The following is a 14,424-nucleotide window of genomic DNA, read 5'->3' as shown; positions in this document are numbered from 1 at the left end:
GCGGAGCCGGGAAATCCGGAAAGCCTTGGGACAGGTTGATGGCACCCAGTTTCTGCGCCAGATTCGACATGGTGCTAAAAATAGTGACGCCCAAATCGGGAAGTTTGGAAGATAATTCGAGCATGTCCCTGACCCCTTGTCTTATCATGCAATTATTAAAGTCTGTTGAGGATTAAATGTTATTCCCGTCAGTGTAGCAGCAAGTAAGCACAGGAATAATCAGAAAATTAAAATGATCTTAAGCAAATGTACAAGCTTGAGTATCAGTCGCTCAGTCCAGCTCAATGAGTCAGAACAAGTTGTTTGCCTAATCATGTGAAATAAATACCAAGATGGACGGTGCCTGGCTTATTTTTTACAATCAGCGTGATAAAAATAACCTCACCACATAATTATAAAATGCTTAAAAATATTGATACGGTGCTAGATGCACTAGGTCTGGGGCCACAAAAACGTGCACTGCAGATCCAATTTACTCATCCTATTTTACACTCCCAGCTTGCGATTCAGCGTATTGAGGGCCGGCACTGGATAAATGAAGGATTACAGGTAGAGTTGCTGTGTTTATCCACCCATCCCTCGCTGCCTTTAAAGCAGTTTATGGGTGTGCAGGTTGCTGTAGATCAGGTCACTGACCGAGGAGAGTTGTTTCGGACCAGCGGCATCATTACGGCAGCCAGCCAGGGACAGAGTGATGGTGCACTTACGATTTATAAGCTGAGTCTGCAGGATGCCACCGCTTTATGGCAAAAACACCGCAATAGCCGGGTATTTCTAAATAAAAGTGTGCGTGACATCAGTGAAATTTTATTTACAGAATGGCAAAAAAGAAGTCCTTTATTTACTGCCAGTTTAAGCCTGGACCTGACCGGCCTGTCAGCAGAATATGATATCCGTCCTTTTGTGATGCAGTCCAATGAAAGTGATTATGAATTCCTTAGCCGCTTATGGCGCAGCGAAGGAATTAACTGGCTGATTGATGAAAAAGAACTGCTGCTAACAACTTCCAAGCCTGCTATTCAGCCCCAGATTTTGCGCCTGATTGATCATGCAGAGAGTTTTCAGGCTCTGGCACGCCGTTTTATCTGTTTTCATCGCAGTCATGCCACTGAAGCGTTTGATAGTATTACCAACTGGACAGCTCAACGCAGTCTAAAGCCGACACAGGTACAGACTCAGCGTTGGCAGGCGGAGCAACTGTCACCAGATGAAAGCCAGTATTTTTTAAATACACAGCAATTTGAATCTCCAAACGGGCAGGAAATATTAGCGCTAGAAGATGCCTGGACCGTCAGTTCAGCCTGGAGCACTGATCTGAGCGGAGAGGATCAGGCCACTTCTTCCAGTCATAGTCAGCTGGAAAAATTGAGCAGGCAATTGGGTCAATATCATGCATTGCAATCAAAATACTTTCAGGCCAGCAGCAGCGTTAGAGATGCACAGGTCGGCTATTGGTTTCAGTTGAATGGTCATCCAGAAATTGATCAGCATGCAGCCCATGAACGGGAATTTCTGATTTTAGGGAAGCACTTCTATAACCAGAACAATTTACCAAAAGAGATAGGGGCACAGCTGGAGTCGCTATTACATGCCAGTTCATGGACAGCTTTGGAAGAGGAGCGGCAGGCCAACGAATTGTATTTAATCCGTCGCTCCATTCCGGTAGTTCCAGAATATCTGCCATTTAAGCACCAACCGCTGGCCTATGCACAACGTGCTAGGGTCGTTGGACCCGAAGGTGAGAGCATCCATGTCGATGAATGGGGACGGGTTAAAGTACGTTTTCTGTTTACCCGTGATCAGGATCATCAGCATGATGGCGGAGCGGGCAGCAATAATGATGACACAGATTCTGCCTGGGTAGATGTGCTGACTTCATGGGCCGGTGAGGGTTATGGCACACGATTTCATCCGCGAGTGGGCGAAATTGTAGTGATTGACTTCTTTGATGGGAATGTTGATCGCCCATTTGTCGTGGGACGTTTGCACGAAGCTGAGCGTCATCAAACTATGTTTGATGTAAAAGGTCAGTTACCCGATACCAAAAAACTCAGTGGTATTCGTTCCTCTGAAGTGGATGGCCAAGGTTTTAACCAGCTTCGCTTCGATGATACAACTGGACAGATTAGTGCACAGCTGCAAAGCAGTCATGGGACCAGTCAGCTGAATCTGGGGAATTTAAGTCATCCTAAAGAAAATGAAAGTAGCGAAGGTCGAGGTGAAGGATTTGAGCTGAGGACAGACCAGTGGGGGGCGGTAAGAGCCGGCGCTGGTCTGCTGCTTTCAACATATAAACAGGAAAATGCCAATGCCAATCACTTAAATAGCAGCTCGGCTAAAAACCAACTTGAATCAAGCTTAAATAATACTCAGGTCTTAAGTGACGTTGCTAAAAACCAGCAAACTGATCCTTTGGAGGCTTTAGATCATCTGAAAAACTTTCTGGATCAAATCGAACAGCAAGATCAAAACAAGGCAGAAAACTTTAAACAGGCTTTAATGATTCTGTGTGCACCGAACTCCATTGCTATTTCGACCAATGAGGACTTATACCTCTCTGCGGATAGACAGATTAATCATAGTGCTGCGGATAGTATGAATTTTTCAACCCAGAAATCTTTAATTGCCCATGCACAGGACAAGATCAGTTTATTTGCGGTGCAGGAGGGTTTTAAAGCAGTTGCTGCACAAGGTAAGGTGGAACTTCAGGCGCAGGATGATGCAATGGAAATGATTGCCCGTCAGCAAATCAAAATTATTTCGACTGAAGATCGGATTGAAATTATTAGTCCTAAAGAAATTGTACTGACTGCCGGTGGTTCTCAGTTAAAGATTAATGGACAAGGTGTATTTGGAGTAACAGGTGGGAGGTTTGAGTGTAAAGCGGGGCAGCATGTATTTGCAGAAGGGGCTAAAACTATTTATAAGGTTCCTGAATTACCTAAATCTGGACCATATGCTGTAGATTTTTTATTTAATAGTTTAGGTGGTAGCGGGATAGAAGGTGCTGAAATAACTATGTTCATACCTGAAAATAAAGAAATTTTATGGGAAGGTAAAACTGATTCGAATGGTAAAACTCAATTATCTATTTTTCAAGAATTAGTTACTTATGAGGCATTAGTAGGATTCAAGCAATGGTCAAATATCTTTGAGGATTTAGATACTAAAGATATAGAAGATGAATTTGATATAGGTGAGCATGGTGTTCAGATTGAAGATATTCAATAATTATAAAGGTGGTCTTTGTGAATTATTATATTGTAAAAGATAGAGATACATTATGGGGTATCTCAAAAAAATTTAATGTTACAGTAAAAAGGTTAGCTGAAATTAATGATTTAAGTGGTTCTTCTATTCACAAAATAAGAATAGGTCAAAAAATATACATCAATAAGATCACTGCTGAATTAATTTTAAAAATTATATTATTAGATTTGTCTTTTAAACCTATTTCAAAAGGAATTGTAAGATTAGAATATGATGGTAAATCTAAGGAAGTAACTTTTAAAGATGGTATAATTAATAATATAGAAATCTTAGATCATTCAAAGGGTTTAAAAGTTTATTATAAAAATATTAAAGATGATTTTGATTTAATAGCTCATCATAAAACTTTGCCAATAGGGAAAAAAGTTTTAAGGTTGACCTCAAGACAAATGAAGGTTGCAGGTACTCACTATCCTCAATCGGGTATCGTCCAACATACAATAGATGAAATTAAAAAATCATTAAAAAATTTAGCAAAACCCCTTGTAAAAGGGGGAAGTGAAAAAGCAGATACCAGTCAATCTTCTATAATTTTACCAGAGCCAATAAATGATCAAAAAAGGACTGACTCAGGTAATAGCACTCATATAATTGCAAGCCAATTTACAGAAGAGAACTTTATTCTCAATACAGTAAATAATAAATATAGAAAATTTGTTATAGATGCATCGAAACGTCATGGATTTACCCCACATAGCCTAGCAGCTTTAATTCACGCTGAAGCTGCAAAAAAAAGTAATGGGGAGTGGGATTCCAAAAGTTTTAATGCCAGTACAAATGCCGCAGGATTAACTCAATTTCTTAAAGGTACATGGCTTGAAATTTGTAAAAATAAAAAGTCTTTGATAGGGCAATATGCTTCAAACAATAAACATCTCACTGAGAAGCAACTGTTAAATCTAAGATTCGACCCAGAGTTTTCGATTGATGCAGCAGCAACTTATGCAGTTGTAAATTTTAAATGGTCAAAATTACCTTACCAAAAACTAACAGAACCGAGCTCAATAGCTAAATTTGCTTATCTATTACATCATGAAGGGGCTGGAGGAGCGAGGTCATTCGTAAACAATAGCTTTTCCCCAGAAAGAGCAAAATTATTATTGCTTGCACAATTTGGAAATAAAGGTAAACAAAATGCTTTAGAGTATTTAAAAAGATATAAAAACGATGCAAAAGCTGCTTATGGAACATGGCTAAGAGTATATATTGATGCACATATTAATATTTATGATTACGTGTTAGATAAATCAAAAACTTCTGGAGTAAATTTATCTTTAGATGAAACAATAAAAATTTTATCAGGGCAAACTTTTTCACCAACACCAACACCAACACCAACACCAACACCAACACCAACACCAACACCAACACCACGTATGGAAATACAAGAAAATAAAATTGTTGGAGGCAGTGAAATATGGGTAGATCCTTTAGCAATAAACCAGTTAAGAATTGCCGGTCTAGCTAATATAAAAAGTGCTACCTTTGGGAAAGTCAGAAATGGAGGTACTAGGAACCATCAAGGTGTAGATCTAGCCGCTGATTCAGGTACAAATATTTTTGCAGTATGTAGTGGAGTTATTGCTATTGCAACAGATAGTGGAAAGGCATATGGCAAAATTATAGTATTAGAAGTAAATATTGATGACTTGCCTGAAAAGCAAAAGACTTATGCATTAAAGAATATTACAAAAAGCAATTCAATTTACTTTTTTTACGCGCATTTATCTACCATAGATGTTGAAAAAGGAGATATTGTTGATGCTAATACAGTTTTAGGTAAAACAGGTTCTACTGGAAATGCTGAGGGAATGACAACTATATCAAAAGGGGGACATTTGCATTTTGAGGTAAGGAGTTCAGCATTGCTTGGTATCGGTCTGCAAGGAAGATTTGATCCTATTCCTTTTTTTGTAACCAAATTAATTTAGGTACTTAAAATATGAAAATAATTAAATCTGTAGTAATAATTAGCAGTATTTTCTTTTCATTATCATGTCATACAAAAAATATAGACTGGAATGATTATCAACAAATTGTTGTCCAAATTAACGAACCAGTTTTATTCCTGGATCAATTTGGTAGATTTTCTCAATTAAATAAAAATTTTAAATTGGGTTTAGTTGATTATGGGAATAAAAACAAAAAATATTCTGGGGGGGAATATATTCTTAAGAGTTATGGGGTTGAGGTTTTAAATAATCAAAAAGATTATACTTTATATCAAAGTACTGTACCTTTAAAATCAAATATAGATTTAAAAGTACTTTATCAAGATCAAAAAATAGTGGCTTTTCGGATAAGAGAGTTTAGTGATGTAGATTATGTAAAAAGACCTTATAAAAAATTTATATCTAATTTTTTTATATATAATAAATTTTCAAATTTAGTTATTGAAGCTCCCTTAATAAATTCTTCTTCTACTAATTTAGGAAGTGATTATGAGAGTATATTAGCTGGGGATAGTTTTTCATATATTAAAAAAGAAAAAAAATATTTATATAATGCAAATATTAGAGAAATTAATGGGAAAGTGAATATCTATAAATTGATTTTAGATTCAGATTTAGATTGTTTAGAGTCTACTTTAGGGTGTGAAAATATTATTTATAGAGATTTTCTTAAAAAATAATTAGAAAGATTACTATATTAACCACGAATCGCGGATAGGAGGTTGACTTGAAAAATAAAAGGAATAGAGTCATCAGTTGTGTTACCACACTAAACCTTGAGTCCTAGCCCTAATGTTTAATAGTACCGAATTATTTTGTGTAATTGATGACTTTTTTCTTAAATTTGAAGTAACTTATTGAGAGTTTCTAAACCAAAGCCCTTCGCTATTTATATTCTCCTGAACAAATTTCTAAACGTTTAAAACAATTATCTGAGCCAAATGGTCACATGAGTATCCGCCATATAACGATTTATTCAACCCTTCGAGCTTTACCTAAAGGTGAACTGAAGAAAGACTTGCTCTCTTGTTTGAGACATGAAAATAAAAAAACGTAAGGCGAATGATGAAATTAAAAAAGATTCACTATTACAATAGATTAAGGCGATACATGAACGCCCACAGGAAGTGGAAGAAAGATACTTAGACATTGGGAAGTTGATTTAATTAAAGGCAAGGGCAATAAGAGTGCTATTGCCACCCTGATTGAACGTAATACTCGGCTTTGCATATTGGCAGTATTACCTGATGCAAAAGCAGAATCAGTACGTTTGGCATTAACGGAGGCTTTGAAATATCTTCCATGTGAATTACGCAAAACACTGACATATGACCGAGGTCGTGAAATGGCTGAGCATAAAACTTTAGAACAGGATTTAGGGATAGAAGTATATTTTGTGATTCGCATTTAGCATAGCAGAAAGGGATTTGTGAAAATATAAAGGATCTAATTCGTCAAGATTTATCTAAAGGCATTGACCTCAATCAAGCAGATCAGCATAATTTGAATCAAATGGCTATGTCACTCCATACAAGACCAAGACTTAGGAAGCCTTTAGATTGGTATACCTCGTTAGACAAATTTTCTCAATTGGTTGATTATAATCACTATTTTAGTTATGTCGCACCTCGTGTTTAAATTCGTCATGTCTCGAAGAGGCCCATTTTATAGCTCATACTTTACATGAAATAACTCGTTATTTTCTAATGTAAGAGGGATTGAGGGGGGGAATCTGAAAGTGAAGTTTATGATGGTTATAAAGGGCAAGGCTTAATGCAAATAATATATAAAAAAAATTATGAGTTATATGGTTTAGCAGTTAATGAAAATTTCTTAAACCATCATAGGCATAGAATTGCTAAAGAAAAAAAGCATGCAGTAGGTTCGGCAATTTGGTATTGGCATCATTCTAGAGCCGGAAGTCTCACTCCTCATGATTAATAACAACTTATGTACTAATTAATGGTAGGAGTGGTTTTGGTGATAGGGAGAAATATTATAAAAAGCTGTAGCATATTTTTTTGGAAATGTAAAAATATAAATGATGAATTAATAATAGCTCTTAATAAATATGGAAATTTGAGAATAATTATATATACAATAATAAGATCGGTGAGTGCTTTAGGTGGGGGTTATGTAATGATCCTAATGGTTATAAAAAGAGGAGATCAAAGAATGCAAATGAAGTGAAAAAAGGATATATAAGGTTTTTAGAAATAATTAAAGATAAAGAGTTTCCTTTTGGCTTCAGAAAAGATAAAAATGGGAATAAAGTTGGTAGAGAAATATATAGTTATAATACAAAATCTGCAAAATTATTAGTTGAAAAGAGGGAAAAAGAATTATGATGAAAATTATATTTATATTTTTTTCTTTAGTGCTATGTTCAAATGCACAATCAAAAGAAAAATATTATTGTCTAAAAAGTAAGAATGATGTAATACTATTAGTTTCTAGTCAATATCCTGATGTTAACCATATAAAATATTATCCATATTTTAAAAATATTAAAATATCAAAACCTGTAAAAGAAGAAAGTATTGATATGGGAGATGATGCTAAACCAGAAGTCTACAGAAAGATGAATGAAATAATAAATGGAAAAATAACAGGATATTATACTTTTATGTCCCAAGGTTATCTTTTATATAATGTTGAATATGTTAATATAAAGAACAAGAAAAAAACTATTTTTGAAAAAAATGATTTACAGGTGAAAGGATCAAATTGTATATAATTCTAATCCTGTTTAAATAGATCTCTTTCATAAATCAAAAAACGATCTTCTTTTTGGTTAATATTTGCACTCCAGATTTCTTGGCATTCGTGCATAATCTGCGGATGAAATACATCGATTCAAAGAAGCTTTCTGAAACACAGTTCAAGCGATACACAGGCATCTCATGGTCAACCTTTGATTTAATGGTTGAGCAATTGAAGATGCATGTTCCTGCCAAAGGCAGACCACCTAAATTGAGCTTAGAGGATCAGATCCTCCTGTGCTTAAGTTATTGGCGTGAATACCGAACATTGTTCCATGCCGCAACAAGTTATGGCGTGTCAGAGCCCACAGCCTCAAGAATTGTCCGTCATGTTGAAGACTGCCTGATTCGGTCCAATTTATTTAATTTACCCAAAGATTTACCCGAGGGCGAAGGCATCGATTGGAATGTGGTGATTGTAGATGCCACAGAAATTCCAATCCAAAGGCCTAAAAAAACAGAAGAAAAGCTATAGCGGCAAGAAAAAGACCCACACCTTCAAAGTACAGGCCATCATTCATTATCAAACTCAAAAAATTCTGAGTTTATGTACCAGTCGTGGTGCCGTACATGATTTCGAACTCTTCAAACGTAACTTAAATCAGATTCCTGCAGGTGCATTTATCCTTGCAGATAAGGGTTATCAGGGAATTTATACAGTGTATCTAAATAGCTTGTTGCCCTTAAAAGCAAAGAAGCGCTGTAAACTGGATCCTGAACTAAAAATCTATAATCAGCAAATCAATAAAAGAAGAATTGGGATTGAGCATGTATTTGGCAGTTTGAAAACCTTCAAAATTCTTGCTGAGCGATATCGCAATCGAGGCAAAAGACTGGGATTAAGATTCAATTTAATTGCTGGAATTTATAACTTCGAGCTGAGTAAAAAATGACTTATGAAAGAGGTCTGCTGTAGTGGCTTATTGTTTGAACCCCAATAAGCTAACCTTCCAAAATATATTAAAAGGCTAAGTGGATTTCATCGAACTCAGGTTATAATAGGTACAAGGTGGTTTTCCTCAAGTTACATGAGTCTAAAACAAATAAAGCAAACAAACATTCTACTGAAAAGGTTAAAACTATATTTGAGAAAATATATGCTTATCATTTGAATAAATGGGTTTTAAATATGAAGTTTAAGATAATTCTATTATTGTTTAGTCTATTATTTTCAAGTTGTATACATTCAAAAGAAAATATATTAATAAATTCAAGTAATGTATCAAAATGTCATTTCGAGGGTGAAAGTATTGATTTCTGTTCAAAGGATAAAATTGAAATCTATAATAAACATATTAAAGATTTTCCTAATTTTTCAAATGATAAAATATTATTAATCTTAAATTATATTAGAGATTCTGGAAAGGGTGAAAGTAGACTTGTTAAAATTATAGTTATATTAGATCCTAAAGGAAAAAGAATAACTCCTCTACCTCAGATAGTGGGTAATTTTGTCGATGGTAAATTGAGAGCGATTAATGATGATCCTGCTATTATAAAATATAGTAAGAACGATAATAAAATTTGTTTATCAGGAACTACCTATTTTTTTAAAAATAATAATATTAATATTGAAGATGAGTGCTATAGTTTTGAAAAAGGAAAATTTAATAAAATAGAAGAGCCTGTATTAAGTGGTGTTGAAGAATTTTCTAAGCTACTCTATTTCTCCGATATTTATTTTAAATGTATAAATAATATTAGATTAAATCAGTGTAATAGGTTAAGGTTAATACCTTCTAAAACAATATTAAATAAGTATGATTTTATTAATACTCAAGATGGGGAAAGTGTATTCTTGAAAGGAAAAAAGATTTCTTTTTAATAGTGTCTCCATTTTTTGATGAAGAGGGAGCTAATTTAAGGATTATGAAAGTTAAAAATTTTAATTTAATTTCAGAAAAATATATTTATGCAGGAAAAAGTGTAGAGGTTGATGAAAATTTGAATATAAAATATTTTGAGGGAAATAATAAAAAAGAATTCTCATTCTAATAGTAATTAAAAGAAAATCCGACCCACGTCGGCTTTTTTCACCCTTCCAAAACCTCTTTACTCGGTCTAAAGTAATATGCAGCATCCATTTGAGTCACAAAGTGTAGTAAGCGATCATGGATTCCATCGCCAGACGTACCGAACAGGTGCTCTAACATGGCATCAATAATGGTTAATATTTTGGAATGGTAAATCCATTTATGTGCAGGTAATGGTAGAAGAGCTAAAAAGACATATATCAAAACCATTTAAAATTATTTTACCTGAAAATTTTAAAGGAATTTAGAGAAATGAATAAGTGTTTAAATGTATTATTAATGATTTCTATGTTAAGTTTTTTAAATATTGCTTATGCTGAAAAAAATTATTAAATTGTAATTTGATTAATATTAATGAAAGCCTTCAGTGTGTTTTAAAAGAAAACAAAAATCTTTTATATCAATTAGATGGTTTAAATAATAAGAAGAAAGACGACTATAGAAACTGGAAAGGTAGAATTAAAAATAACTGTGAAAATAAGATTAGATATTCTATGGGAGAAGGAACAGCTTTAGAAAAAGAACAATGTTTAAGAGGTGAATATATTATAAGAATAAAAAATATTTCTGTAAATTTTCATAAGAATAATAATATTGAAAAAAATGATGATGGATTTCCTGTTACGTCTCTTCCATATAACTCAGAGGATCATTTAAAATGTATTTTAGAAAATGATAAAAATAGTTGTAGTAAGGTTAAATTAATTAATATTATAGAATTATCCAAAGTTTATAACTTTTTAGATGATAGTTTTGGTGCGTCTGTAGTATTACCTAAATCAAATAATGGATTGTTGATAATAGTTTCACCATTTTCCGAAGAAAGTGGAGAAAAATTTATTAACTTGGCTTTAGTAAATAGTCTAGGCGTAGTGAAAAATATTACTTTAAATGCTTCAAAAAATATTATTATTAATAATAATCATGAGGTGTTTTTTTACAAGGAGAATAATAAGTCTAAAGTTTTATTAAAATAAAGAAAATATTTAACCCGAATCCTGGTTATATGAATGATCTTCTAGCAGAATACCCCACGACCTACAAGGATTGAGCCTAGAAGTCCTGTACTAAACAGTGAATCCAAGAAATATCAAAAACTCCCCAAGCGTTCTATTTTCCATTCGTCATACGCCTCGATGGGATACCTAGATGCTTCATCTCTAACATAGCCCGATTGGAGAAGTGGAGTGCTTGAAAATGGCTATAGAGAGGAAACTAGTTTGGATTATAGGTACTTATTCTGGATTTTAGACCACAAGACTATTGAGTGGATGGACCACAAGATGAACCAAAAAAAGAATGCACTGGAAAATTATAGATAATAAAAAACCCTATAAATCTAAGACTTACGAGGTTTAATAATGGTGCCGGCACACGGATTCGAACTGTGGACCTACTGATTACAAGTCAGTTGCTCTACCAACTGAGCTATGCCGGCGATGTGGAGTGCATTCTACAGATTTTTTGGGTGGGCGCAAGCCAAAAAATAACCGTTTAATTTTTCAAAAAAGCGATGTGGAGTTGAGAGTAATCTGCAAGATAAGCAGTCATCATACTTTAAGCGGCAAATCGCCCATTTTTTATTATGGGCGAAGCTGAAATGAACTGGAAATAGATCACGGGGTGCAGCTAAAAAACTATTTATGTTTCAGGATCTGGGCGAGATCTTGTGCGCATTCCTCTAAAGTAAAGGCCATATCGAACTGCATTTGAGGTTTGAGTTCTTGAGCGAGGCTTCTCCACTGTTCGATAAGTTTGAGGGCTTTTTGAATTTTATGTTTGTTAATATCCTTGGCGATAGTCGGGGTATAACCACCACGTTTTGCATTTTTGATTTGTTTTATATAGTTTGCGCTGTTATTCATGTTCGCTCTCCGAATAGCAGTGTATCTACTTTTAACTTTGAGTTGAAATGGTGTACTTCGATCTAAGGTCTTTTATTTTGGTCTTGGTTTTTCTCTCCTTTTTTTAAATATCCTGAACGAACCATAACATAGCTTTAATGACAATAAAATGAAGCGATTATTGTGCCAATTTTTGATGGGTTAATATAAATAAATTAAAGCAGAACACAATATTAAAGAAACGCAGGGTTTTTTGATAGTCGCTCTGAGCAGCTATGAACTTCTGGAGAGGAAGAATTTGTAATGAGAATGATGATAAAAATAATACGATTTTTTATTTTTAAGACAAAAAAAATCCGAATCATGTGATTCGGACTTTAAAATTCTGGCGGTGAGAGAGGGATTCGAACCCTCGATACGCTATTAACGTATACACACTTTCCAGGCGTGCTCCTTCAGCCACTCGGACACCTCACCATGGCCGAGGATAATATCGAAAAAAAACGCTGCTGCCAAGCTGAAACAATTGATTTGCAGAAAAACTTTTAACGTAATGCTATGATTTGCAAAAATGCTTGTTTAAAACGAAGACAATATATGCAAAGTACAGCAGAAAAAGCAGCTCTTCCCGTGATTACGCTGGCTGCACTTGGGGTCGTTTTTGGAGATATTGGTACCAGCCCTCTATACGCACTGCGCCAATGTTTCCTGACAGCACATCTTGCGATCAGTGAAGCCTCTGTGCTTGGCATTCTGTCCCTGATTTTCTGGTGCATGATGCTGACCATCAGCTTTAAATATGTCACGATTATCATGCGTGCCGATAATAATGGCGAAGGCGGCATCATGTCGCTACTGGCTTTAAATCTGCGCACCACACGAATTGCAGATCAGAAGAAAATTTTTCTAATTGCATTGGGGTTTATCGGGGCCTCGCTGTTTTTTGGAGATGGCATTATCACGCCAGCCATCTCGGTGCTTTCCGCCATTGAAGGCTTGAGTATTGCCACGCCTATCTTTGACCGCTGGCTGATGCCGCTGTCGATCGGGATTCTGGCCGGGCTGTTTATGCTGCAACGTCATGGTACAGGTACCATGGGGAAATTTTTTGGCCCCTTGACTTTGCTCTGGTTCCTGTCGATTGGGGCTTTCGGTTTGTGGAGTATTGCCCAGACGCCATTTGTACTTTCGATGGTGAATCCTTATTGGGCTTTTCACTTTGTTGTGGATCAGCCTTATGTCGCATTTCTTACCATGGGCGCGGTGATTCTGACCATGACTGGGGGTGAAGCAATCTATGCCGATATGGGCCATTTTGGCCGCTTGCCGATTCGTATGGCCTGGTTTGTGATTGTTTTACCTTGCCTGCTGCTGAACTATGCCGGGCAGGGCGCGTTGTTATTACGTCAACCAGAAGCGTTAGCCAATCCTTTTTATATGCTGATCCCGGACTGGGCACTTTATCCAATGATTGGACTCGCCACTGCGGCGGCGGTGATTGCATCTCAGGCTGTGATTACCGGGGTATTCTCCATGGTCAATCAGGCGATTCAGCTGCGTTATTTACCGCGTCTGAGTGTGAAGCATACTTCGGCGGTAGAGCGTGGCCAGATTTATCTGCCTTTTATTAACTGGATGCTGTTTATCTCGGTGTTAATCCTGATCTTGCTGTTTGAAAATAGTGCCAATCTGGCCAGTGCCTATGGTGTGGCAGTCACCATGACCATGCTTTGCGGGACTATTTTGATTAGTATTTTGGCCTATGGATTCTGGCGCTGGCCGGTCTGGAAAGTCATACTCTTTGCTGCTCCATTTTTAACGCTTGACCTGATTTTTGTTGCCTCTACCTCCTTAAAAATTGCTGCGGGAGGCTGGGTACCGATTCTGATTGGTGCGGTGCTGTTTACTATTTTAATGACCTGGAAAGATGGGCGTGCACTGGTACTCAACCGTCTGGAGCAGGATGCCTTACCAATCGAACTGTTTATCAAAAGTATTTCGATGGGAGATGCGACCAAGTTTGTTCCGGGTGAAGCCATTTTCCTGACCGGAACCCCGAGCATTGTTCCGCATGCCATGTTACATAACATCAAGCACAACAAGGTGCTGCATGAACGCAATATTCTGGTGACCGTGATTACCCGGGATATCCCTTTTGTGGCGAAAAAAGATCGCATTCAGGTCGAAACGCTTAGCAAGCATTTTTATCGGGTCTATATGTATTATGGTTTTAAAGACCAGCCGAATATTCCGGAGGCTTTGCAACAAGCCTATGCTGAATGGGGTTTTGAATATGATCTGATGCAGATCAGCTTCTTTATTTCACGGGAGCGGATTATGCATACGGTAGGGGATGGCATGGCCGCATGGCGAGAAAAGCTGTTTGTTTCCATGCAGCGTAATACCAGTCCGGTCAGTGACTTTTACCAGATTCCCAGATCGGCTGTATGCCTATCGAATTGGGCAGATTCTACCATAAGGTATTTTTTTGAAAATAGAGGCTAGATTTGAGATTTCAGCATAATGTCGAAAAAATCCTTAAAAAGGAAAACTATAGCAACAG

12 protein-coding genes, 2 tRNA genes and 4 pseudogenes are annotated in these 14,424 nt (G+C 36.1%); 13 read left to right on the top strand and 5 right to left on the bottom strand.

Annotated features, from left to right (window positions below):
• A pseudogene (locus E2K52_RS10635) lies at window positions 1-124 on the bottom strand (aminotransferase); the annotation flags it as partial.
• A 275-nt stretch (window positions 125-399) separates the two neighbouring features.
• Between E2K52_RS10635 and E2K52_RS10630 the strand changes: the two are divergent.
• From E2K52_RS10630 to E2K52_RS15450, 11 genes and pseudogenes are all read left to right on the top strand, one after another.
• Window positions 400-3,231, top strand: a complete 2,832-nt coding sequence (locus E2K52_RS10630) for a type VI secretion system Vgr family protein (protein ID WP_151205097.1) — start codon at window positions 400-402, stop codon at window positions 3,229-3,231.
• 17 nt (window positions 3,232-3,248) lie between these two features.
• Window positions 3,249-5,201, top strand: coding sequence for a peptidoglycan DD-metalloendopeptidase family protein (locus E2K52_RS10625; RefSeq protein ID WP_151205096.1), 1,953 nt, complete (start codon window positions 3,249-3,251; stop codon window positions 5,199-5,201).
• Between the two features lie 11 nt (window positions 5,202-5,212).
• A complete protein-coding gene (locus E2K52_RS10620) occupies window positions 5,213-5,902 on the top strand; it encodes a hypothetical protein (protein WP_151205095.1) in 690 nt (229 codons plus the stop codon).
• Between the two features lie 194 nt (window positions 5,903-6,096).
• Window positions 6,097-6,860 (top strand): annotated as a pseudogene (locus E2K52_RS10615) (IS30 family transposase); the annotation flags it as partial.
• Window positions 6,861-6,980: 120 nt separating this feature from the next.
• Window positions 6,981-7,163: pseudogene (locus E2K52_RS15745) on the top strand (pyocin R, lytic enzyme); the annotation flags it as partial.
• 245 nt (window positions 7,164-7,408) lie between these two features.
• Window positions 7,409-7,570 carry a hypothetical protein gene (locus E2K52_RS15070; RefSeq protein ID WP_153228194.1) on the top strand — a complete coding sequence of 54 codons (162 nt, stop codon included), beginning with the start codon at window positions 7,409-7,411 and terminating at the stop codon, window positions 7,568-7,570.
• On the top strand, window positions 7,567-7,959 hold the full coding sequence (locus E2K52_RS10605) for a hypothetical protein (RefSeq protein ID WP_227548232.1): 393 nt from the start codon (window positions 7,567-7,569) through the stop codon (window positions 7,957-7,959). Before E2K52_RS15070 ends, E2K52_RS10605 begins: the two co-directional genes overlap by 4 nt.
• A gap of 104 nt (window positions 7,960-8,063) precedes the next feature.
• The gene (locus E2K52_RS15595) at window positions 8,064-8,459 is read left to right on the top strand and encodes a transposase family protein (protein ID WP_201798518.1); all 396 of its coding nucleotides are present in this window, start codon (window positions 8,064-8,066) and stop codon (window positions 8,457-8,459) included.
• Window positions 8,407-8,877, top strand: a complete 471-nt coding sequence (locus tag E2K52_RS15590; RefSeq protein WP_201798517.1) for a transposase family protein — start codon at window positions 8,407-8,409, stop codon at window positions 8,875-8,877. The genes E2K52_RS15595 and E2K52_RS15590 overlap by 53 nt, the downstream gene beginning before the upstream one ends.
• Before the next feature lie 116 nt (window positions 8,878-8,993).
• Complete coding sequence (locus tag E2K52_RS10595; RefSeq protein ID WP_227548231.1) at window positions 8,994-9,809, top strand: hypothetical protein; 816 nt, start codon at window positions 8,994-8,996, stop codon at window positions 9,807-9,809.
• A gap of 2 nt (window positions 9,810-9,811) precedes the next feature.
• Window positions 9,812-9,979 carry a hypothetical protein gene (locus E2K52_RS15450; protein ID WP_227548230.1) on the top strand — a complete coding sequence of 56 codons (168 nt, stop codon included), beginning with the start codon at window positions 9,812-9,814 and terminating at the stop codon, window positions 9,977-9,979.
• A gap of 38 nt (window positions 9,980-10,017) precedes the next feature.
• Here E2K52_RS15450 and E2K52_RS15445 read toward each other — a convergent pair.
• A pseudogene (locus tag E2K52_RS15445) lies at window positions 10,018-10,161 on the bottom strand (peroxidase); the annotation flags it as partial.
• Window positions 10,162-10,358: 197 nt separating this feature from the next.
• On the opposite strand from E2K52_RS15445, the gene E2K52_RS10585 reads away from it, so the two are divergent.
• Window positions 10,359-10,994: a hypothetical protein gene (locus tag E2K52_RS10585; protein ID WP_151205091.1), complete on the top strand. Its 636-nt coding sequence runs from the start codon at window positions 10,359-10,361 to the stop codon at window positions 10,992-10,994.
• Window positions 10,995-11,379: 385 nt separating this feature from the next.
• Here the strand turns inward: E2K52_RS10585 and E2K52_RS10580 are convergent.
• From E2K52_RS10580 to E2K52_RS10570, 3 genes are all read right to left on the bottom strand, one after another.
• Window positions 11,380-11,455 (bottom strand) — tRNA-Thr (locus E2K52_RS10580).
• 199 nt (window positions 11,456-11,654) lie between these two features.
• Complete coding sequence (locus tag E2K52_RS10575; RefSeq protein WP_151205090.1) at window positions 11,655-11,882, bottom strand: hypothetical protein; 228 nt, start codon at window positions 11,880-11,882, stop codon at window positions 11,655-11,657.
• Window positions 11,883-12,247: 365 nt separating this feature from the next.
• Window positions 12,248-12,338: transfer RNA gene (locus E2K52_RS10570), tRNA-Ser, on the bottom strand.
• Between the two features lie 120 nt (window positions 12,339-12,458).
• Here E2K52_RS10570 and E2K52_RS10565 point away from each other — a divergent pair.
• Window positions 12,459-14,366, top strand: coding sequence for a potassium transporter Kup (locus E2K52_RS10565; RefSeq protein ID WP_227548229.1), 1,908 nt, complete (start codon window positions 12,459-12,461; stop codon window positions 14,364-14,366).
• Window positions 14,367-14,424 lie beyond the last annotated feature (58 nt).

The sequence above is a fragment of the Acinetobacter sp. RF14B genome (genome assembly GCF_006864105.1).
GTDB lineage: Bacteria > Pseudomonadota > Gammaproteobacteria > Pseudomonadales > Moraxellaceae > Acinetobacter > Acinetobacter lwoffii_C.
Note: the sequence above shows the minus strand (reverse complement) of the source record. Positions and strands in the feature narration are given on the sequence as shown.

Excerpts from the sequence above, each read along its gene's own strand:
- E2K52_RS10620 (WP_151205095.1), top strand. The coding sequence starts at position 5,213 with ATGAAAATAATTAAATCTGTAGTAATAATTAGCAGTATTTTCTTTTCA.
- E2K52_RS15595 (WP_201798518.1), top strand. The coding sequence starts at position 8,064 with ATGAAATACATCGATTCAAAGAAGCTTTCTGAAACACAGTTCAAGCGA.
- E2K52_RS10630 (WP_151205097.1), top strand. The coding sequence starts at position 400 with ATGCTTAAAAATATTGATACGGTGCTAGATGCACTAGGTCTGGGGCCA.
- E2K52_RS10565 (WP_227548229.1), top strand. The coding sequence starts at position 12,459 with ATGCAAAGTACAGCAGAAAAAGCAGCTCTTCCCGTGATTACGCTGGCT.
- E2K52_RS10575 (WP_151205090.1), bottom strand. The coding sequence starts at position 11,882 with ATGAATAACAGCGCAAACTATATAAAACAAATCAAAAATGCAAAACGT.
- E2K52_RS15590 (WP_201798517.1), top strand. The coding sequence starts at position 8,407 with ATGCCACAGAAATTCCAATCCAAAGGCCTAAAAAAACAGAAGAAAAGC.
- E2K52_RS10605 (WP_227548232.1), top strand. The coding sequence starts at position 7,567 with ATGATGAAAATTATATTTATATTTTTTTCTTTAGTGCTATGTTCAAAT.